The sequence below is a fragment of the Variovorax sp. F042 genome (assembly GCF_057814215.1).
On the sequence record NZ_JBVASX010000017.1, the window covers coordinates 132,249 to 152,041 of the forward strand.

Here is a 19,793-nt window from a genome sequence, read left to right on the forward strand (position 1 = left end):
AGATGAACACAACCTCGGTCCTTGCCCGACGCGTCGGCGGCGTCGCGTCCCTGCTGGTGTTGCTGGCCTCGCTGGCCTTGCTCGCCGGCTGCGACAACGAACAGGCGCGCTTTCCGGATCGCGACAACTTCACGGCGACAGTCAACGACTATCTCGCGCAGCGCGGGCACGTCTGCCTGGCCAAATACGCCTGGCCGATCACGGTGCCGGCCGGATCGCACGAGCCCGATGCGCAGCAGATGCCGGTGCTCGAAAAGCTGGGCCTGGTGACCGGCAAGGATGTCGCCATCACCGTGCCGGCCCGCGAATACGCGCTGACCGATGCGGGGCGCAAGTACTACCTCCAGGTGCCCGTGGTGATCCGCACCACGACGCAGACGGTCACGCACCCGGCCGACTTCTGCGCGGCCACCCTGAGCCTGGATCGCCTGATCGGCTGGGACCCGCCGCAAACACGCGATGGCCGCACCGCGACCTCGTTGCTCTTCACCTACCGCATCGCGCCCGATCCCTGGGCAACAGCGCCCGAAGTGCAGCAGGTCTTTCCGTTGCTGGCGCGCGCCATCCAGCGCGAAGGAACGATGCAGGTGCGCCTTGGCGTTCACCTCACGCGGCGCGGCTGGGTCGCGGACGAACTGGATGCGCACTAGGTCCGCGATCGCCATGCACTGCCTGCTACCCGTAAATCAACCAGAGACCCCATGAATCTCCGCTCCATCCGCCCGGGCCGGCACACCCGGACTTCGATCAAGACCCTGACGGGCATCGCCATTGTCTGCGCGCTGGCCGCGTGCAGCGCCAGCCACGACGCCAAGGCACCCACCGCCGAGAACCTCGCGGCTGCACTGGATGACCACCTGGCCCAGCGTGGCGACATCTGCCTTTCAATGTTCGACTGGCCGATCGACCTGACCGAAGCCGAGGCCGGCTCCGGTGCACGCCACGCCATCCAGTTTCCGGTGATGGAGCAACTGGGCCTGGTGCACAGCACCATCGTCTCTGTACCGAAGAGCAGCGAGAACCCGGACGGCGCGGTCAAGCGATTCGAGCTGACCGACGCCGGCCGCAAGTTCTACAAGCCGCATCCGTACGCAAACCACGGCACCGAGCACGCCAACGACTTCTGCGTGGCGCACCTCAAGCGCGAGAAGATCGTCGACGTCAAGGTCGATGCATCCGACGCAAGCCATCCGCTGGCGGTGGTGAGCTACACCTACCAGATCGACACGGCGCCGTGGATGCAGAACGCCGACGCGCAGCGTGTGTTCCCGATGATCACGCGCATCACGAATGGCGCGGGCGGGCAGCTGCAGCTGCGCCAGGGCTTCACGCTCGGCGACAAGGGCTGGGTCGCCCGGAAGGGGCCGGTTTGACTCGCACCTGTGGTGCCTCATGAGCACCGTCATCCGCTTCTCGCCTGACCTGGGCCGCTGGCTCACGCACAACCTCAATGCCGGCCAGGCGCCGCACGTGCTGGTGGCCACCATGCTCAAGCAAGGCATGAACGAGCGCGCGGCGCAGGCCATCGTCGCGGCTTATGTCGATGCGCGCCAGCGTGGCGCAGCGATGCCGGCCGACGCCATCGAACTGCCGGACGAGGCTCCGGCCAAGCCCGTGGCGCGACTTGCACCAGGCACGCGGATTGCAGCGGCCGACCGCGAGATCGTCGTGCACTCGCGCGGCGAAGACCCGGTCTTTGCTGCGCTCGGCAACGTTGTGGATGCCGACGAGTGCAAGGGCATCATCGAAATGGCGCGCCCGCGCCTGAAGCCTTCCACGCTGGTCGATCCAACCAGCGGCCGCGATGTGGTGAGCGACAAGCGCGCCAGCTGGGGCATGTTCTTCCGCCTGGGCGAGAACGACCTGGTCGCCCGTCTCGATCGGCGCCTGTCGGCGCTGATGAACCTTCCGCTGGAAAACGGCGAGGGGCTGCAGGTGCTGTACTACCCGAGCGGCGCGGGCAGCGAGCCTCACTACGACTATCTGGCACCCACCAACGCCGCCAACCGTGAATCCATCGCGCGAAGCGGCCAGCGCGTGAGCACCCTGGTGACCTATCTCAACGACGTGCAGGACGGCGGCCAGACCGTCTTTCCGCAGCTTGGCCTGGCGGTTTCGCCGATTCGCGGCAATGCCTGCTACTTCGAGTACGCCGATGAAAACGGCCGCGTCGACACGCGCTCCCTGCACGCCAGCGCGATCGTGACCCTTGGCGAGAAGTGGGTCATGACCAAGTGGATGCGCGAGCGCCGCTTCGTGGCCGCCGGCGAAGTCGCGAGGCCCTTCGCGGGGCTTTGAAGATCGTCTTCGTGCCCATCCGGATTTCTGCGGATCGGCGCAAGACCCGTTTCAAGGCGCCGACGATCGTCAGCTCGACAGATGTTCCGGTTCGGCATGCTCAACTGGATGTTCACCTGGTTCCGCCCCGAGGGGCGATTCACCTACGAGCAGATGGTGCCGATCGCGACTCAGCTGTTCGTCAACGGCATCTCAGGGATGGACATCGAGCCACGGAAGACAACGCGCAAGCAGTAGCGCGAGCAACTCGAGACCAATCTCTTCGGGATGCTGCACATGAGCCGGGCCTTCGCCGGATACGGCGTCCCGCCGTGACTCAATAGACGTCGCGGCGATAGCGGCCCTGCGCGACCAGGTCATCGAAGACCTGCTCACCGAGAGCCTCACGCAGCGCCGAATCGACGCCCGGGGCCATGCCTTCGAGGCTGCCGCAGACATAGATCACGGCACGCTCGGCAACCCATTGCCGCAACGCATCGGCAGCCTCGCGCAACCGGTCTTGCACGTACCGGCGTTGGGCCTGGTCGCGGGAGAACACCAGGTCGACGCGCTCAAGCGCTCCGGCGGCCTGCCATTGCGCGATGTCCGAGGCGCAGAAGGAATCGTGCGCGGCGTTCCGTTCGCCGTAGACCAGCCAGTTGCGCCCGTGTCCTCGCCGCGCGCGTTCGCGAAGATGCGCGCGCAGGCCTGCAAAGCCGGAGCCGTTGCCGATGAAGATGCACGGCACCTCGTCGTCGACCAGCGCAAAACCGGGATTGGGCAGCAGGCGCAGCTCGATAGTGGCGTCAGCGGGGGCCGAGGCGGTCAGCCAGCCCGATGCGATGCCCAGCCCGTCATCGTGGCGGACCTGGCGCACCAGCAATTGCACGCAACCGTCCGTTGTGATCGATGCCACCGAGTAGCTGCGCGGCGCCAGCGGCACCAGTGTGTCGGCCAGCGCTTGCGCGGTTGCGGCGGGTGTTGCCGTCGTAAGCGTGCTGCGAGACAGGGCATCTTCGAGCGTGCGCTCATGGCCATCGAAGCGGACGAGTGTTCGTCCGTCGAGCCCGGCGTCGCGCAGGACCCGCTCGACTGCGGGGCCAGCCTGGCGCGGCAGCAGTTCGACGAGTGCGCCTGGCTTCCAGGCTTCCGAATCGGGGCGGGCCAGTTCGATCTCGAAGAGGGGCGCGCCTTGACTGCCTGCGTTGAGCAGGGTGCGGCGCACGAGGCGCCACGGCTCGAAGGGTGCCACCTTCGGCTGGTGCGTTTGCCAAGTGTCGACCTGCACGGCGAACGTGTCGGCCAGCGACTGCTGCCAGCGCGCGAGGGCGCCGGCATCGCCGTTGCTCACCTCGATCATCGGGAACAGCGCCTGCGCGCCATGGCCGCGCAGATCGTGGTCGAGCGCCCTGCCGAAGCCGCAGAAGTTGGCGTAGTGCCTGTCGCCCAATGCGAGCAAACCGTAGTGCACGTTTTGCAAGCCGGAACCGGTCTGTCGCGCGAACTGGCGTGCAAAGGCGCGCAGGCTGTCTGGCGGATCGCCGTCGCCGAAGGTGCTGGCCACCAGCAGCACCTTGCGGTAGCGCTGCAGCGCATCCACGCTCAGGCGCACCAGTGGCTGCAGCACCACCGCGACGCCAGCCGATTGCAGCACCGCCGCCGTCTGCAACGCGATGCGCTCTGCATGGCCGGTCTGGGTCGCGAAGGTGAGCAGCACGGGCTCGGCGCCGTGGCTGTCCAGTGGCAGGGCCGGGCTGAGGCGTGCGCGTTCGTCGCGCACCGCGCGCTTCGTGCGTCGGCGCCCGAGATAGAGCATCCATCCGGTGATCGCGAACAGCGACAGCCCCAGGCTGCTGAGCGTCATCACGATGCGGCCCGGCAGGCCCCAGTAGGTTCCCATGTGCAGCGGATAGATGCTGTTGACCAGCCGGCCCGCCAATGGCTTGTCGGCGTAGCGTTCATGCTGCGTGGCTTCACCGGTGACGGCGTCGAGATAGAGACGGTTGCGCGCGCGCTCGTGCTCGGGGTTGGCGCGCAGGTAGGTCGCTTCGATCTGCGTTGCGTTGCGCGTGGGCATGCGCAGCGTGACCAGGCTCCAGTCGCCGTTGGTTTCCTGCAGGAAGGATTGCCACACTCGTTGCAGGTCGGGCTTGGGCGCCGCAGTTGCCTTGGCAGCCGCGCCGCCGGCCTGCATGCGCTGCGTGCGGACCATGCGACCTTCGCCTGCTGCGTTGTCGATCAGCGTTCGCACACCATCGAAGCCCCAGTAGAGGCCCGTCAGGCTGGAGGCCAGGTACGCCAGCAGCGCAATGGTGCCGACCACCGCATGCAGGTTCCAGAGGAATGCGCGACCGGTGAGCGCGAAGTCCAGCTTCAGCCAGGCCCGCCAGGCAAGCGGCCGGCGCGGCCAGCGCAGATAGAGGCCCGACAACGCCAGGATCAGCAGGCCCGTGGCCAGGGTGCCGGTGACGGGCTTGCCTGTGTCGCGGGGCAGCAGCAGCCATCGATGCAGGCTTTCGACGAACTCGAAGAAGGCGTCGCCTTTCGGCTCGGGCAGCAGCTCGGCCGTCCATGGATCGACCAGCCGCACTTCGCCCTGGCGCTGGCCTTCCGGTGGGGCGAAGTTGACGCGCGCTGGCCGCCCGGGTTCGGCAAACACGGTGAGCGTGACGATCCGGCGTTTCGGATGCGCCGCCTGCAGCTGCTGTGCCAGTGCCGCGGGCACCAGCGCCGCCGCGCCGCCCGGGTTGGGTGCATGGCGCAGTTCGGGATTGATCGCGTCGATGATCTCGGCGCGAAAGGAGAGCGTGGCGCCGGTCAGCCCGATCAGCACGAGCACGGACCCGGCCGTGATGCCGATGAACCAGTGGATCTGGAACCAGGCGCGCCTCAGGAGGGCCATGTCGGGAAGTGGGGTTGAGGCCGCCGTGGGCGCGGCTGGGTTGTTGTTGGTGTCAGAGATCGATCTTCAGCGTTGCCTTGACCGAGCGCGGCGTTCCAACGGCCAGCCGCGTGCCGGCCGCCGCCCAGTAGCGCTTGTCGGCGACGTTGTCGATGTTGATCTGCCACAGGGTGCGCTTGCCGAACAGCTGCGTGACGTAGCGGGCGCCCAGGCCGAAGATGGTGCTTCCGCCGATGAACGCCTGGTTCAGGTCGTCCACCGGGCGCCGCCCCGTGTAGTAGGCCCCGCCATTGACCGACAGGCCCGGCACTGCCGCGATGTCGTACGAGAGGAAGGCGCTGGCCGTTTGCTTGGCGGTGTTCTCGGGCATCTTCCCGTTGTACTGCGCGTTGATGTCGCGGAACTCGGCGTCGAGCGATTGGGCCGAGAGTTGCCAAGCGAGTGCGCGCGTCAGGCGGCCCTGTGCCGAGAGTTCGAGGCCGCGGTAGCGCTGCCGGCCGTCGGCCACGAAGGTGTTGGCGCTGTTGGTGTAGGCGCCCGGGCGTTCGATGTCGAACAGGGCGCCGGACAGCAGCATGCCCCCGCTGGTGAGCCAGCGCAGGCCGATTTCTTTCTGCTTGCTCACGCCGGGCGGCATGTGGGCGTTCTGGTTGGTGGTGCCGGCGGGTGCGATTTCGCCTTCCTCGACACCTTGCGCGTACGACACGTAGCCCACCAGGTCGGGCGTGAACTTGTAGCTGAGCGCCGCGAGCGGCGTGGTCTTGCGCACGTCGAATGCGATCAGGGGGATCGTGGCGCTGGCGCCCTGCGTGCTCTCGAAGTGCGTATGGCGCGCACCGACCACCAGTTGCCATTGCGGCGAGAAGGTGATGCGGTCGAGTGCGTAAAGACCCAGTTCCTTGCTGTCCTGCGCCCCGGTGGTGGGCCGGGTCGGGAGCGCGGTCAGCGGCAGGTAGCCGATGACGACCGGGTTGTACAGGTTCTGCGCGGTGCTCGCGCCGCCGTAGTTGCGCTGGTAGATCGGATCCTGCGTTTTCTTGCTCTGCGCGGCGCCAATGGTGAGTTCGTGCTGCACGCTGCCGGTCGAGAAGGTGCCGAAAAGCTCCGTGCGGAACAGGTCGGAGGTCTGCTTCAGGCTCTGGTCGTTGCCGGTGATGCGGCCTGCGCCGGTCAGCACGTTGTAGTTGCTGAAGCTGGCGAGCCTGCGGTCGCGCTCGGCTTCGGAGTGGCCGGCTTCCACCGTCAGCGCCCAGTTGTCGCTGAGCGAATAGTCGGCGCGCAGCTGGGTGTTGGTGACTTCAGCGTCGAAGACCGCCCAGGCCGGGCCCAGCAGCCTGTTCGGGTCGGGCAGGGCTGGCAGGGTGATCACGCCGTTGACGGCCGCCGGCCTCGTGATGCCGGCCTGCTCGGTGATGCGCTTGCGGTAGTTTTCGACGTCGGCCTTGAGGGTGAGGCGGCTGTTGACGCGCCAGTCGAAAGCGGCCGACACGAACCGGCGATTGCCGTCTATGCCGTCGATGTTGGAGCCGACGCGGCCGCCGGCCGCGTTGATTCGCACCCCGAACTGGTTCTGGTCGCCGAACTGGCGCCCGATGTCGGTGGAGGCCTGCAAGGAGCCCTTGTCGTCGACGGTGAGGCCGACGGAAGTCACCGGCGTGCTGCCGGCGCGCTTGGTCACCAGGTTGATGATGCCGGCCGGCGTGGTGAAGCCGTAGTAGAGCGCAGAGGCACCCTTCAGCACCTCGACGCGCTCCTTGTTCTCCATGGGGATCTCGGAGACGTTGGGAATTGCGAGGGAGCCGTTGAGCCGGTAGTTCGTCCGGTTCTCGACCGCGATGCCGCGGATCACGAGCTGGTCGAAGGTGTCGCCGCCGTTCTGCTGGCGCGTCACGCCGGCGGTGTTGCGCAGCACGTCGTAGATACCTGTCGCGCCCTGGAGCTCGAACACATCGCTCGTGACCGTGTTGACCGTCGCGGGAACCTCCAGGATGTTGGCGCCCCGGAATGTGCCGGCCTCCACGGTGTTCGCGACGAACCCGTTGGTCGCGCTGGATTGCACCGTAACTGTGCTGAGCTGCCCGGACGCATCGGAGGCGGGATCGGGCGTTTGTGCGTGAGAGTAAGAAACGGCGCCCGCGAGCGCGAGTGGCGTTGCCAGAAGGAGCTTGTGCATGGGAGCGTGCGAGCCCGCGCCGCGTGCAAGCGCGCAGTACTCAAAGAGAATTCACGCGAAGTTTATCTCATGCGTACGGATGAGAATCATTCTCTATTTTGTGCGGGTGCCTTCGATGCGGAGTTTGCTGCTAGAGCTCGCGCCACCAGCGCCGCCCTGTGTGCGGCTGGGCCAGCGACAGTTGCTCGCCCATGGCCGGTGTGGCCAGTTCGATGCCGGCTGCTTCAGCCAGTGCCTGGATGCGGTCGAAGGGCTCGTGCCAGGCGTGCATCGCCAGGTCGAAGGTGCCGTTGTGCACGGGCATCAGCCAGCGGCCCTTGAGATCGAGATGGGCCTGCAGCGTTTCTTCGGGCTGCATGTGCACCTCGGGCCACTGTGCGTCGTAGGCGCCGGTTTCGAGCATCGTCACATCGAAGGGGCCGAAGCGCTCGCCGATGGTCTTGAAGTCGGCGTGGTAGCCGGTGTCGCCGCTGAAGAACAGGCGCAGGTCGCCGGCCATGATCACCCACGACACCCACAGGGTGCGATCGCTGTCGGTAAGGCTGCGCCCGGAAAAATGCTGCGCCGGCACCGCCACCAGCCGCACGCCCGCCACAGCCGTCTGCTGCCACCAGTCGAGCTGCTGCACCTTGGCCGCGTCCACGCCCCAGGCGATCAAACGGTCGCCCACGCCGATGGGCGTGATGAATACATCCACCTTGGGCGCCAGCTTCATGATGGCTGCGTGGTCGAGATGGTCGTAGTGGTCGTGCGACAGGATCACGCCCTTGATCGGCGGCAGATCGTCGATGGCAATGGGCGGCGCATGAAAGCGCTTCGGCCCCATCCACTGGAACGGTGATGCGCGTTCGGAGAACACCGGGTCGGTGAGCCAGAACTCGCCGGCGAGCTTCAGGAGCAGGGTGGAATGCCCGAGACGGAACAGGCTCGCGTCGGGTGCGGCGGCCAGAGCTGCCGTGCTGAGGGGCTGCACCGGAATCGGCGCGCGCGGCACCGTGGTGTCGGGCTTCTGCGTCAATATGCGCCAGGCGATGGCGAGCGTCTTGGCGAAACCGGGTTCCTCGCGTGGTACGGCGTTGCGGAACTTGCCGTCAAGCTGTCGCGGCGACGAGGCGCGAACGACGGGCTCGCTGCGGCGAAGGCAGAGGGACTGGTTGGTCATGCGGAGCACTCCGATCAAGAGGGAAGATAAAAAGTACACCACGCGGTGTAATTTTTCGGAGTGTACAGCGAAATTCAAAAAAGTAAACTCAGCGGTGTAAAATCTACCTATGACCCAGGCTATACGTCTTACCGACCGCAAGCGCGAGGCGATCGTCCAGGCCGCCATCGCCGAGTTCCGCGCCAGCGGCTTCGAGGCTACGAGCGTCGACAAGATCGCCGCCCGCGCCGAGGTTTCGAAGCGCACGCTGTACAACCACTTTCCGAGCAAGGACGAACTCTTCGCCGAGATCCTGCGCGTGCTGTGGGAAAGCGCCGCGAGCCAGGAAGAGCTGCCCTATCGCGCCGATGCGCCGGTGCGCGAGCAGTTGCTCGCGCTGCTGATGCAGAAAATGTCCCTGCTGGCCGACGACAACTTTCTCGACCTCGCACGCGTGGCCATCGCGGCCGCCATCCATTCGCCCGAACGCGTGCAGGAGATGATGAATCGCCTGGGCCAGAAGGAAGGCGGGGTGCTCGGCTGGATTCGCGCCGCACAGAAGGATGGCCGCCTGAAGGCAGGCGACGCTTCACTGGCCGCGCAGCAACTGGAGAGCCTGGTCAAGGGCGTGGCCTTCTGGCCGCAGGTCGCGCTGGGCCAGCCCAAGCTGGCGCCGCGTGCGCAGCGGCAGATCGCCAATGCGGCGGTAGACCTGTTCCTCAGCCACTACGAGGCATAAGCCAAGACTCGCGCTGCCGCACGAGATTACGGCCGTCCGCGCCCGCGAGGTGCCGACGGCCGTAATTTCGTGCGTCACTTTCATCCCCGCCAACGCGGCTGCCGTCAACCCTCAAGAGCGGAAAACAGCTTCACCACTAAATACTTGACACGTAAACTATTGAGTCATAAATTTACGGCGCCACGAGAGTTCGTGTGCGGCTTTCGGTGGCATCGCCCGTAACGCACTTGTTCAATCAGCAGCGCGCTGATGCGCGCATTCAGGAGTTGCAAATGTCCATGCTCAAGATCGCAAAGCTCTTCGCCGCCGCTTTCGGCGCCGCAGTCATCGCAACGGGTGCAGCCAGCGCTGCCACCGCCACGACGGCAAAGCCCGGCATCGTTCTGGTGCACGGTGGTTTCGTCGACGGTTCCGGCTGGGAAGGCGTCTACAAGATCCTCACGAAGGATGGGTACGACGTCACCATCGTCCAGAACCCGACCATCTCGCTGGCTGACGACGTCGCCGTCACGAAGCGCGCAATTGCCGCCCAGAAGGGGCCGGTCGTTCTCGTCGGCCACTCGTACGGCGGTGTCGTCGTCACCGAGGCAGGCAATGACGAAAAAGTGGCGAGCCTCGTCTATATCGCCGCGTTCGCTCCCGACAAGGGCGAGTCGGTCGATTCGTTGATCAAGAACCCGCCGCCTGGCGCGCCGGTGCCCCCGATCCTCCCGCCGGTCGACGGCTTCCTGATGCTTGACAAGACGAAGTTCGCTGCCTCTTTCGCAGCGGACGTGAAGGGCGAAACGGCCGCGTTCATGGCGAATTCGCAGGTGCCATGGGGTGTTGCAGCCCTCGCCGGCGCGGTGAGCGAACCGGCATGGAAGTCGAAGCCGAGCTGGTACCTCGTGGCCAAGGACGACAAGATGATCCCGCCGCCTGCGCAGCGCAACATGTCCAAGCGCGCGGGTTCCGTCGTCACGGAAGTCCCTGGCAGCCACGCCGTCTACGTTTCGAATCCCAAGGCTGTTGCAGCGTTGATCAAGCAAGCCGCGAACAAGGTGTCTGCCGCCGCCGCCAAGTAATGGATCCGGGTGCTGCCTGGTGCGACGCACCGGGCAGCACCGTCAGTTAGCGCTTGTGCTCGCGCGCCAACTCCTTCAGCGCGAGAAAGCCGTCTTCCAATGCAAGATCGAATTCAGGGAAGTTCTTCGGAGAGCGCGCCACCTGCACATCGATGATGTCCGTCTCCTTGCGCTCCATGAGCGTCCAGGAAAACGCGTGAGGTTCAACCTCGTCGATGATGACCCGGAGCTGGCTTGCCGGGACCATGGTGCGTTCCAAGGTGCGGCCTCTGGCGGAGTTTCAGTGTGCTGCCAGGACCTGCGCCTGATAGGACACATCCAGCAGCTTTCCCTTTCTCGCGTAGTAGCGGTCGAGCCGCCACTCCTTCAGGACTTCCATCGCAAGACTGAAGGTGCCGAGGCTCAGCGTGTAGAGGCTGGCAAGAGGGAAGTCGCCCTCGGATTCCAGGGCCAGCACCAGTCGGGCCAGAGTCAGGGACTCCTCGCCGTTCGGGTCGGCCGTGATGATCTGGCGTGCTTCTTTGATCGCGTTCATCGGGGTCCTTTGTGGGGTCTTTCGAGCGCTGTCGCAGCGGCGAACCGCAGCCTTGGCCTACCGGCAGCCGTCAAGGGGCACGTGCTTTCGCTTGTTTCAAGCGATGCGTCGTTCCTTCGCATACCGCGCTCTCCGGATTTTTATATTCTTTTTACAGCCCGCTCCCAAGATTTATCCCTGTTTTTACGCGCGCCTGCAGAGACTCACTGACTTGTTTCGTTTGCAGGAGTGATGAATGGACATCGTGTGGATTGCCGCCATTGCGGTCATGTGGGTCGTAGTGGCCGAACTGGTAGTCGGGCTGCACAAGCTCGATACGCCCAAGGGAGAACGGCCATGATCGGACTTGAAGTCCTCTACGGGTTCGCCGGGCTTATCGCCGTGATCCTGTTCGCCTACCTCGTCTTTGCGCTCATCTGCGCCGAGGAGTTCTGATCATGAGTAGCTCGGCCTGGGGGCTTCTGGCCTTCTATCTCGTCGTGCTGCTGTTGCTTGCATGGCCGCTCGGACGTTTCCTGGCGGCGATGTGCAATGGCCATATGCCGCGTTGGACTCAACGCGTCGAAGCACCTCTCTACAAGCTTGCCGGGGTCTCGCCCGACAGCTCCATGCACTGGCGCAGCTACGCCTTTGCGCTGCTCGCGTTCAACGCGGTCGGTGCACTGGCTGTCTATGGCCTGCAGCGACTGCAGGGCTGGCTGCCGTTCAACCCGGCGGGCATGACGGCCGTGTCGCCCGACTCGGCCTTCAACACCGCGGTGAGCTTCGTCTCCAACACCAACTGGCAGGGCTATGCCGGTGAATCGACCATGAGCTATCTCACGCAGATGCTCGGCCTCACGGTGCAGAACTTCTTCTCTGCCGCCACGGGCATTGCAGTGGCCTTCGTGCTGGTGCGCGGCTTTGCGGCGCGCCGCACCGACGGCAAGGGCTTCGTGGGCAACTTCTGGGTCGATATCACGCGTATCACGACCTGGCTTCTGCTGCCGATCTCCTTCGTGCTCGCGATGCTCCTCGCGGGCCAGGGCGTGATCCAGAACTTCGACGCCTACAAGACGGTGGACACGCTCGAGACCACCGCCTTCCAGCAGCCGAAGAACGACGCCAATGGCCAGCCGCTGAAGGACGACAAGGGCCAGCCGGTGATGGAAGACGCCACCACCAAGACGCAGACGCTCGCCATGGGCCCGGTCGCTTCGCAGGAAGCCATCAAGATGCTCGGCACCAACGGCGGCGGCTTCTTCAATGCCAACTCGGCGCATCCGTACGAGAACCCGACGGCGTTTGCGAACCTGCTGCAGATGCTCGCGATCTTCGTGATCCCGGCGGCGCTGTGCTTCACCTTCGGCCGCGTGGTCGGCGACATCCGCCAGGGCTGGGCCGTGCTCGCGGCCATGACGGTGATCTTCGTCATCGCCGTGGTCGTGCTCACCCCCGCCGAGCAGGCCGGCAACCCGCTGCTGACGCCGCTGGGCGTCGACCAGGTGTCGAGCGTGCTGCAAAGCGGCGGCAACATGGAAGGCAAGGAAGTGCGCTTCGGCATCGACGCCTCGGCCCTCTTCGCCGCCATCACCACGGCCGCCTCGTGCGGCGCGGTGAACGCCATGCACGACTCGCTCACCCCGCTCGGCGGCATGGTGCCCATGGTGCTGATGCAGCTCGGCGAAGTGGTGTTCGGCGGCGTGGGCACCGGGCTCTACAGCATGCTGATCTTCGCGATCCTGGCGGTGTTCATCGCCGGCCTGATGATCGGCCGCACGCCCGAGTACCTCGGCAAGAAGATCGAGGTCTATGAGATGAAGCTCACCTCGGTCGCCATCCTGGTGACGCCGATCCTGGTGCTGGCCGGCACGGCCGTTGCCGTGATCGCCGATGCGGGCAAGGCCGGCATCGCCAACCCCGGCGCGCATGGGTTCTCGGAGATCCTGTACGCGCTGACCTCGGCCGGCAACAACAACGGCAGCGCCTTCGCGGGCTTGTCGGCCAACACGCCGTTCTACAACGCGCTGCTGGCGGTCGTCATGTGGTTCGGCCGCTTCGGCGTGATCGTGCCGGTGCTCGCCATTGCCGGCGCGCTCGCCGCCAAGAAGCGCCTTCCGGTCACGGCCGGCACCATGCCCACGCATGGGCCGCTGTTCGTGACGCTGCTGATCGGCACCGTGCTGCTGGTGGGCTTGCTCAACTACGTGCCGGCGCTCGCGCTGGGACCGGTCGTCGAGCACCTGATGCTGTGGGCGAAGTGAGGCCCGGACCATGACTACAAAGACCAATACTTCCCTTTCGCTGTTCGATGCAGCGCTTCTGCGGCCCGCCCTCTGGGCCTCCGTCACCAAGCTGAGCCCGCGGGTGCAGTGGCGCAATCCGGTGATGTTCATCGTCTACATCGGCAGCATCCTGACGACACTGCTCTGGGTGCATGCGATGAGCTTCCCGAGCGACACCGGCATGAAGCCCGCCTTCGTGCTGGCCGTGACCATCTGGCTGTGGTTCACCGTGTTGTTCGCCAACTTCGCCGAAGCACTGGCAGAAGGCCGCAGCAAGGCGCAGGCCGCCTCGCTGCGCGGCCTGCGCAAGGACACCTGGGCCAAGAAGCTGCATGAGCCGCACCATGGCGCGCAGTGGCTGCCCGAGCAGGCGCCCAACCTGCGCAAGGGCGACGTCGTGCTGGTCGAGACCGGCGACGTCATTCCGCTCGACGGCGAAGTCATCGAAGGCGTGGCCTCGGTCGACGAAAGCGCCATCACCGGCGAATCGGCGCCCGTGGTGCGCGAATCGGGCGGCGACTTCTCGGCTGTGACCGGCGGCACCCGCGTGCTGTCCGACTGGCTGGTGGTGCGTGTCTCGGTGAACCCGGGCGAGTCGTTCCTCGACCGCATGATCACCATGGTCGAGGCGGCCAAGCGCCAGAAGACGCCCAACGAGATCGCGCTCACCATCCTGCTGGTTGCGCTCACGCTGGTGTTCCTGATCGTCACCGCCACGCTGCTGCCGTTCTCGATATTCAGCGTCGGTGCATCCAATGCGGGAACCGTGGTGTCGCTCACCGCGCTGGTCGCGCTGCTGGTGTGCCTGATCCCGACCACCATCGGCGGCCTGCTGTCGGCCATCGGCGTGGCCGGCATGAGCCGCATGATGCAGGCCAACGTGATCGCCACCTCGGGCCGTGCGGTGGAAGCCGCCGGCGACGTCGACGTGCTGCTGCTCGACAAGACCGGCACCATCACGCATGGCAACCGCCAGGCCACTTCATTCCTGCCCGCGCCCGGCATTCCGAAAGCCCGCCTGGCCCGCTCTGCGATGCTCGCATCGCTGGCCGACGAAACGCCCGAAGGCCGCAGCATCGTGGAGCTGGCCCGCCGCGACGGCCTCGACGCAGCGACGTCGGTCGAGGGCGCGCATTTCGTGCCCTTCACCGCGCAGACCCGCATGAGCGGCGTTGACCTGCCCGCCGCGCCCAACAGCCTCGACACTGATGCCGTCCAGCTGCGCAAGGGCGCGGTCGATGCGGTGCGCCGCCACGTCGAGGCGCTAGGCGGCAGCATGGCGCCCGAGGTGCTGCGCGCGGCCGAAGAAGCGGCCCGTCGCGGCAGCACGCCGCTGGCCGTGGCCGAAGGCAACCGCGTGCTTGGCGTGGTCGAGCTCAAGGACATCGTCAAGACCGACATCAAGGAGCGCTTTGCCGAGCTGCGCCGCATGGGCATCAAGACGGTGATGATCACCGGCGACAACAAGCTCACGGCCGCGGCCATCGCAGCCGAAGCCGGCGTCGATGACTTCCTGGCCGAAGCCACGCCCGAAGACAAGCTCGCGCTCATCCGCCAGTACCAGGCCGAAGGCCGCCTCGTGGCCATGACCGGCGACGGCACCAACGACGCCCCCGCGCTCGCGCAGGCCGACGTGGCCGTGGCCATGGGCAGCGGCACGCAGGCTGCGAAGGAGGCCGGCAACATGGTCGACCTCGACTCCAACCCGACCAAGCTGCTCGAAGTGGTGGAAACCGGCAAGGCGCTGCTGATGACGCGCGGCTCGCTCACCACCTTCTCGATTGCGAACGACGTAGCGAAGTACTTCGCCATCATTCCGGCGATCTTCGTATCGACCTATCCGCAGCTGGGCGCGCTCAACGTGATGCGGCTCGCGAGCCCGTCGTCGGCCATCCTGAGCGCCGTGATCTTCAACGCGCTGGTCATCGTGTTCCTGATTCCGCTGGCATTGAAGGGCGTGCGCTACCGGCCCGTCGGCGCCGCCGCGCTGCTGCGCCGCAACCTTGCCATCTATGGCCTGGGCGGCCTGGTCGTTCCCTTCATCGGCATCAAGTTGATCGACTGGCTTCTTGTACCCGTCCATCTCGTCTGAGGAGTTCCCAATCATGAACAACAACGGCAATATCGTTCGTCCCGTGCTCGTGGTCTTTGCACTGCTGAGCGCACTCACCGGCCTGATCTATCCGATGGCCGTCACCGGCGCCGCGAAGGCGGTGTTTCCTTCGCAGGCGGCGGGCAGCCTGATCGTGCTCGACGGCACGACCGTGGGGTCCAGGCTCATCGGCCAGAACTTCAGCGACCCGAAGCACTTCTGGGGCCGGCCGTCGGCCACCGCGCCGCAGCCCTACAACGCGACCGCCTCGGGCGGTTCGAACCAGGGGCCGCTCAACCCCGCGCTGACCGATGCGGTGAAGGCGCGCGTCGAGGCGCTGCGCGCGGCCGATCCGGGCAACACCGCGCCGGTGCCGGTCGACCTCGTCACGGCTTCGGCCAGCGGGCTCGACCCCGACATCAGCCCCGCCGCCGCGCAATACCAGGCCGCGCGCGTGGCGCGCGTGCGCGGCGTGCCGATCGAGCAGGTCAACGCGCTGATTGCAAGCAACACCCAGGCTCCGCTGTTCGGCTTGCTGGGCGAGTCGCGCGTCAACGTGCTGTCGCTCAACATTGCCCTCGACAAGGTGAAGTAAGGAGCGACGACTCCCGCGTCGCGCGAGCTGCACCATGGTGACTGACCTGTTCCACGTCCTTTGCGCGATGGCGGCGCTGTTCATTCCTCTGGGGTTCGCGTGGTTCATCGTGTCCCGCACTGCGCGCCGGCATGCGCGTGGAGCCAGGCGCAGGGAGTCCAAGGCAAGCAGTCCTGCCTCGCGCAAGGGCCCCACGCAACGCTAGCAGGCCTTGTCCATGCAAGATGTCATTCGCCCGGACCCCGATGCCCTGCTGGCCCAATTGCGAAACGACGAAGCGCGCGCACTGCGCGGCAAGCTGCGCATCTACTTCGGCGCCAGTGCCGGTGTCGGCAAGACCTGGGCGATGCTGAGCGCCGCGCAGCGCGAGCGGGCCACCGGCCGAGACGTGCTCATCGGCGTGGTTGAGACCCACGGCCGCACCGAAACCGCCGCGCTGCTCACGGGGCTCGACACACTGCCGCTGCGCGAGCTGGACTACCGCGGCCGCACGCTCGCCGAATTCGACCTCGACGCCGCGCTCGCCCGCAAACCCGCCGTGCTGCTGGTCGACGAACTGGCTCACACCAACGCCCCCGGCTCGCGACACGCCAAGCGCTGGCAGGACGTGCAGGAGCTGCTGGCCGCGGGCATCGAGGTGTGGTCTGCCCTCAACGTGCAGCACCTCGAAAGCCTCAACGGAACGGTCGGCACCATCACCGGCGTGCGCGTGCACGAGACCGTGCCCGACACCGTGCTCGACGAGGCCGACGAGGTGGTGCTGGTCGACGTCACACCCGACGAACTCACGGCGCGGCTCGCGGCCGGCAAGGTCTACCTGCCGCAGCAGGCCGAGCGCGCCGCGCAGAACTTCTTTCGCAAGGGCAACCTGATCGCATTGCGCGAGATCGCACTGCGCCGCACCGCCGAGCATGTGGAAGACGACGTGCGCGGCTGGCGCGTGGAGCAATCGGGCGCTGGCGGCAACGGGCAGGGCCGTGAGCTGCAGGCCTGGAACACCTCGGGCGCGATCCTCGCCTGCGTGGGCCCGCATGAAGGCGCGGCGCAGACGGTGCGCACGGCCGCGCGTCTCGCGGGCCAGCTCAATGTGCGCTGGCATGCGGTGTATGTCGAAACGCCCAGGCTGCAGCGGCTTGCCGCGGAGGAGCGCGATCGCATCCTTGCAGTGCTGAAGCTGGCCGAGGAACTGGGCGCGGTGACTGCGGTGCTGACTGGCGTCGACGTCGCGGTGGAACTTGCCGGGCAAGCCCAGCGGCTCAACTGCGCAACGCTGGTCGTGGGGCGCGCCGAACCGGCCGAAGGCTGGCTGCGATGGTGGCCTTCGGCCGCGCTGACGCGTGAGCTCGCCCGCCACGCTCCAGGCCTCGACATCGTCGAGGTCGCGCGAGCCGAAAGCTCCCGGCGCATTGCGCATGGGCGCCCCGGTCGGCTTGCCGACGACAACGTGGAAGACACGGACCGGCCACGGGCGCGATGGCCCGGCTACGCCTTTACCGCGGCGATCAGCGTGGGCATCACGCTGGTTGCCATGCCGCTGTCGAATGTGCTGGAGCTGACCAACATCGTGATGCTGTTCCTGCTCGGCGTGGTCGGTTCGGCGCTGCGCTTCGGGCGTGGACCGGCGGCTTTCGCCGCGCTGCTCAATGTTGCGGCCTTCGACTATTTCTTCGTGCCGCCGCGGCTGTCCTTCAGCGTCAGCGACGTGCAGTACGTCCTGACCTTCGTCGTCATGCTCGGCGTTGGCCTGCTGGTGGGACAGCTCACGGCCGGGCTGCGCTTCGCGGCCGGCGTTTCGGCAAGCCGCGAGCGGCGGGCGCAATCGCTGTTCGAACTCACGCGCGAGCTGTCGGCTGCGCTCGAGAGCACACAGGTCGTCGAGCTCGGAGCAGCGGCGGTCGAAGGCCATTTCGGCGGCCGTGCGCTGGTGCTGGTGACGGACGCGAACGACCGTCTCGTGATGCCGTCGCAGGCACCCAAGGGATTCGACGCCTCCGTCGCCGATTGGTCGTTTCGCCAGGGCCAGCCGGCCGGACTCGCAACTGCCACGCTGGCGGCACAACCTTGGCACTACGTGCCGCTGCAGGCGCCGATGCGCATTCGCGGCGTGCTCGCGCTGTCGCCGGCGCAGCCGCGCTGGCTGCTGATTCCCGAGCAGGCGCAGCAGCTCGAGACGCTGGCGCGGCAGATCGCCATCGCGCTGGAGCGCGTGCATTACGTCGAGGTAGCCCAGCAGGCGGTGGTCGAAATGGAATCGGAGCGCCTGCGCAACGCCTTGCTCGGAGCAATTTCGCATGATGTGCGCACTCCGCTCACAGCGTTGATCGCACTGGCCGAGTCGCTGCAGAACCTGCCGTCCGACGAGCACGTGGAGGCCGCTCGCGCAATCGTCTCGCAGGCACACCAGCTCCACGCGCTGGTCAGCAATCTGCTGGACATGGCGCGCCTCGAAAGCGGCATTGCCGGCGGCGCGGTGAACCTGCGGCGCGACTGGCAGTCGGTGGAAGAAGTCCTCGGGTCGGCGATCCGGGCGGCCGAACCGGCGCTGGGCGGCGTGCATGTGCAGACGGTGCTGCCGGTCGACCTGCCGCTCGTCGAGTTCGATGCCGTGCTCATCGAGCGCGTGCTCGTCAACCTGCTGGAAAACGCCGCGAAATACGGCGCGCCGCCGATCGTGGTGAGCGGCTCCGTCACCGACGCCGCCCTGGTGCTCACGGTGCGCGACCACGGGCCCGGCCTGCCCGACGTCGTGAAGGGCCATGAGCAGACGCTGTTCGACAAGTTCACGCGTGGCCAGGCGGAATCGGCCACGCCCGGCGTCGGCCTGGGTCTTGCCATCTGCAAGGCCGTGGTCAATGCACACGGCGGAGACGTGACTGCCTCGAACGCGCAGGACGGTGGCGCCGAGTTCGTCGTGACATTGCCGCGGCGGGCCCCGCCGGTATCCATGGAAGCCCAGCTCTGAAGAACATGTCCTCACACACAGCCGTTGTCATTGAAGACGAGCCGCAGATCCGGCGGTTCGTGCGTGGTGCGCTCGAAACCGAAGGCTGGCAGGTGCACGAGGCCGGCACGCTGCGCGAAGGCCTGACGGCCGCAGGAACCCGCAGGCCCGACCTGCTCGTTCTGGACCTTGGATTGCCGGACGGCGACGGCGTATCGCTCATCCTCGACGTTCGCCGCTGGTCCGCCGTGCCGATCATCGTGCTGTCGGCACGCGCCAGCGAGGCCGACAAGATCACCGCGCTGGATGCCGGCGCCGACGACTATCTGACCAAGCCCTTCGGCGCCGGCGAGTTGCTGGCGCGCGTGCGGGCCACGCTGCGCCGGCCGCGCCCGATCAGCGGTGCGGAGGAGGCCGAAGCCGTCTTTCGCTTCGGCGAGGTGGAGGTCGACCACGTCGCCCGGGTGGTGCGGCGCGCCGGTGTCGAAGTGCACCTCACGCCAACGGAATATCGCCTCCTGTCGGTGTTGATTGCCAACGTGGGGCGCGTGCTGACGCAACGCCAGTTGCTGATCACTGTGTGGGGTCCGGCGCAGACGGAGCAGAACCACTATCTGCGCATCTACATGGGGCATCTGCGCCAGAAACTGGAAGTCGACCCTGCGCAGCCGCGCCATCTGCTGACCGAGACGGCGGTGGGTTACAGGCTGTCCGTCTGACCAGGTCCGGCAGCGCCGGAGCATGAAGCCGCGATGAAATCTTTATGCGCGCGGCGCTACTTTTTACAAGGCTTTTATGAGGCGGCTTCTAGGCTATGCGCTTCCGTTTTTTTAACTATTGCCTCATGAAAAAAATCCCCAGCAGGGCCGCTTCCACCATCACAGTCAAGCACGCGCTCGTGTTGATCTCTGCATTCGCCGCTTCGGGCGCAGCCCTGGCGCAGACAGCAACGACGGATGCCGCAGCAGCACCGGCAGCCGCTCCCGCCCCGAATCTCACGGGCAACGTGTCCATCACCACGAACTACAAGTTCCGTGGCCAGGACCAGGACATGATCGGCAAGAACGACT

17 protein-coding genes and 1 pseudogene are annotated in these 19,793 nt (G+C 66.5%); 13 read left to right on the forward strand and 5 right to left on the reverse strand.

Going from position 1 to position 19,793, the window contains the following annotated elements:
- Nucleotides 1-2: 2 nt before the first annotated feature.
- The 4 genes from ACZYSP_RS32230 (at nt 3) to ACZYSP_RS32245 (ending at nt 2,535) form a co-directional block, all read left to right on the forward strand.
- Nucleotides 3-650, forward strand: a complete 648-nt coding sequence (locus tag ACZYSP_RS32230; RefSeq protein ID WP_176929031.1) for a hypothetical protein — start codon at nt 3-5, stop codon at nt 648-650.
- Between the two features lie 51 nt (nt 651-701).
- Nucleotides 702-1,373, forward strand: coding sequence for a hypothetical protein (locus ACZYSP_RS32235; RefSeq protein WP_489018575.1), 672 nt, complete (start codon nt 702-704; stop codon nt 1,371-1,373).
- A gap of 19 nt (nt 1,374-1,392) precedes the next feature.
- Complete coding sequence (locus tag ACZYSP_RS32240) at nt 1,393-2,298, forward strand: 2OG-Fe(II) oxygenase (RefSeq protein ID WP_489018577.1); 906 nt, start codon at nt 1,393-1,395, stop codon at nt 2,296-2,298.
- 81 nt (nt 2,299-2,379) lie between these two features.
- Nucleotides 2,380-2,535, forward strand: coding sequence for a TetR-type transcription factor C-terminal domain-containing protein (locus ACZYSP_RS32245; protein WP_489018579.1), 156 nt, complete (start codon nt 2,380-2,382; stop codon nt 2,533-2,535).
- Between the two features lie 79 nt (nt 2,536-2,614).
- On the opposite strand, the gene ACZYSP_RS32250 is transcribed toward ACZYSP_RS32245, so the two are convergent.
- The 3 genes from ACZYSP_RS32250 to ACZYSP_RS32260 form a co-directional block, all read right to left on the reverse strand.
- A complete protein-coding gene (locus tag ACZYSP_RS32250) occupies nt 2,615-5,179 on the reverse strand; it encodes a PepSY domain-containing protein (RefSeq protein WP_489018580.1) in 2,565 nt (854 codons plus the stop codon).
- Between the two features lie 52 nt (nt 5,180-5,231).
- On the reverse strand, nt 5,232-7,352 hold the full coding sequence (locus tag ACZYSP_RS32255; protein ID WP_489018582.1) for a TonB-dependent siderophore receptor: 2,121 nt from the start codon (nt 7,350-7,352) through the stop codon (nt 5,232-5,234).
- A gap of 130 nt (nt 7,353-7,482) precedes the next feature.
- Complete coding sequence (locus ACZYSP_RS32260; protein WP_489018584.1) at nt 7,483-8,514, reverse strand: MBL fold metallo-hydrolase; 1,032 nt, start codon at nt 8,512-8,514, stop codon at nt 7,483-7,485.
- Nucleotides 8,515-8,623: 109 nt separating this feature from the next.
- Between ACZYSP_RS32260 and ACZYSP_RS32265 the strand changes: the two genes are divergently transcribed.
- Nucleotides 8,624-9,232, forward strand: coding sequence for a TetR/AcrR family transcriptional regulator (locus tag ACZYSP_RS32265; protein WP_093059556.1), 609 nt, complete (start codon nt 8,624-8,626; stop codon nt 9,230-9,232).
- A 194-nt stretch (nt 9,233-9,426) separates the two neighbouring features.
- A complete protein-coding gene (locus tag ACZYSP_RS32270) occupies nt 9,427-10,296 on the forward strand; it encodes an alpha/beta hydrolase (protein ID WP_489018587.1) in 870 nt (289 codons plus the stop codon).
- Between the two features lie 46 nt (nt 10,297-10,342).
- Here the strand turns inward: ACZYSP_RS32270 and ACZYSP_RS32275 are convergent, their stop codons facing one another.
- Nucleotides 10,343-10,555, reverse strand: coding sequence for a hypothetical protein (locus tag ACZYSP_RS32275; RefSeq protein WP_093081869.1), 213 nt, complete (start codon nt 10,553-10,555; stop codon nt 10,343-10,345).
- 21 nt (nt 10,556-10,576) lie between these two features.
- Nucleotides 10,577-10,831, reverse strand: coding sequence for a hypothetical protein (locus tag ACZYSP_RS32280; RefSeq protein ID WP_489018589.1), 255 nt, complete (start codon nt 10,829-10,831; stop codon nt 10,577-10,579).
- A gap of 336 nt (nt 10,832-11,167) precedes the next feature.
- Here ACZYSP_RS32280 and kdpF point away from each other — a divergent pair, with 336 nt between their 5' ends.
- The 7 genes and pseudogenes from kdpF to ACZYSP_RS32315 all read left to right on the forward strand — a co-directional run.
- Complete coding sequence (gene kdpF, locus ACZYSP_RS32285; protein WP_093059552.1) at nt 11,168-11,266, forward strand: K(+)-transporting ATPase subunit F; 99 nt, start codon at nt 11,168-11,170, stop codon at nt 11,264-11,266.
- Between the two features lie 2 nt (nt 11,267-11,268).
- Entirely contained in the window at nt 11,269-13,074 is a 1,806-nt protein-coding gene (kdpA, locus tag ACZYSP_RS32290; protein WP_489018592.1) for a potassium-transporting ATPase subunit KdpA, read from the forward strand.
- 10 nt (nt 13,075-13,084) lie between these two features.
- Complete coding sequence (kdpB, locus tag ACZYSP_RS32295) at nt 13,085-15,187, forward strand: potassium-transporting ATPase subunit KdpB (protein WP_489018594.1); 2,103 nt, start codon at nt 13,085-13,087, stop codon at nt 15,185-15,187.
- 13 nt (nt 15,188-15,200) lie between these two features.
- On the forward strand, nt 15,201-15,782 hold the full coding sequence (kdpC, locus tag ACZYSP_RS32300; protein ID WP_093059546.1) for a potassium-transporting ATPase subunit KdpC: 582 nt from the start codon (nt 15,201-15,203) through the stop codon (nt 15,780-15,782).
- 217 nt (nt 15,783-15,999) lie between these two features.
- Complete coding sequence (locus ACZYSP_RS32305; protein ID WP_489018596.1) at nt 16,000-18,744, forward strand: DUF4118 domain-containing protein; 2,745 nt, start codon at nt 16,000-16,002, stop codon at nt 18,742-18,744.
- 5 nt (nt 18,745-18,749) lie between these two features.
- Nucleotides 18,750-19,442 carry a two-component system response regulator KdpE gene (gene kdpE, locus ACZYSP_RS32310; RefSeq protein WP_093060147.1) on the forward strand — a complete coding sequence of 231 codons (693 nt, stop codon included), beginning with the start codon at nt 18,750-18,752 and terminating at the stop codon, nt 19,440-19,442.
- A 125-nt stretch (nt 19,443-19,567) separates the two neighbouring features.
- Nucleotides 19,568-19,793 (forward strand): annotated as a pseudogene (locus ACZYSP_RS32315) (hypothetical protein); the annotation flags it as partial.

Excerpts from the sequence above, each read along its gene's own strand:
- ACZYSP_RS32230 (WP_176929031.1), top strand. The coding sequence starts at position 3 with ATGAACACAACCTCGGTCCTTGCCCGACGCGTCGGCGGCGTCGCGTCC.
- ACZYSP_RS32235 (WP_489018575.1), top strand. The coding sequence starts at position 702 with ATGAATCTCCGCTCCATCCGCCCGGGCCGGCACACCCGGACTTCGATC.
- ACZYSP_RS32240 (WP_489018577.1), top strand. The coding sequence starts at position 1,393 with ATGAGCACCGTCATCCGCTTCTCGCCTGACCTGGGCCGCTGGCTCACG.
- ACZYSP_RS32245 (WP_489018579.1), top strand. The coding sequence starts at position 2,380 with ATGTTCCGGTTCGGCATGCTCAACTGGATGTTCACCTGGTTCCGCCCC.
- ACZYSP_RS32250 (WP_489018580.1), bottom strand. The coding sequence starts at position 5,179 with ATGGCCCTCCTGAGGCGCGCCTGGTTCCAGATCCACTGGTTCATCGGC.
- ACZYSP_RS32255 (WP_489018582.1), bottom strand. The coding sequence starts at position 7,352 with ATGCACAAGCTCCTTCTGGCAACGCCACTCGCGCTCGCGGGCGCCGTT.
- ACZYSP_RS32260 (WP_489018584.1), bottom strand. The coding sequence starts at position 8,514 with ATGACCAACCAGTCCCTCTGCCTTCGCCGCAGCGAGCCCGTCGTTCGC.
- ACZYSP_RS32265 (WP_093059556.1), top strand. The coding sequence starts at position 8,624 with ATGACCCAGGCTATACGTCTTACCGACCGCAAGCGCGAGGCGATCGTC.
- ACZYSP_RS32280 (WP_489018589.1), bottom strand. The coding sequence starts at position 10,831 with ATGAACGCGATCAAAGAAGCACGCCAGATCATCACGGCCGACCCGAAC.
- kdpF (WP_093059552.1), top strand. The coding sequence starts at position 11,168 with ATGATCGGACTTGAAGTCCTCTACGGGTTCGCCGGGCTTATCGCCGTG.
- kdpA (WP_489018592.1), top strand. The coding sequence starts at position 11,269 with ATGAGTAGCTCGGCCTGGGGGCTTCTGGCCTTCTATCTCGTCGTGCTG.
- kdpB (WP_489018594.1), top strand. The coding sequence starts at position 13,085 with ATGACTACAAAGACCAATACTTCCCTTTCGCTGTTCGATGCAGCGCTT.
- kdpC (WP_093059546.1), top strand. The coding sequence starts at position 15,201 with ATGAACAACAACGGCAATATCGTTCGTCCCGTGCTCGTGGTCTTTGCA.
- ACZYSP_RS32305 (WP_489018596.1), top strand. The coding sequence starts at position 16,000 with ATGCAAGATGTCATTCGCCCGGACCCCGATGCCCTGCTGGCCCAATTG.
- kdpE (WP_093060147.1), top strand. The coding sequence starts at position 18,750 with ATGTCCTCACACACAGCCGTTGTCATTGAAGACGAGCCGCAGATCCGG.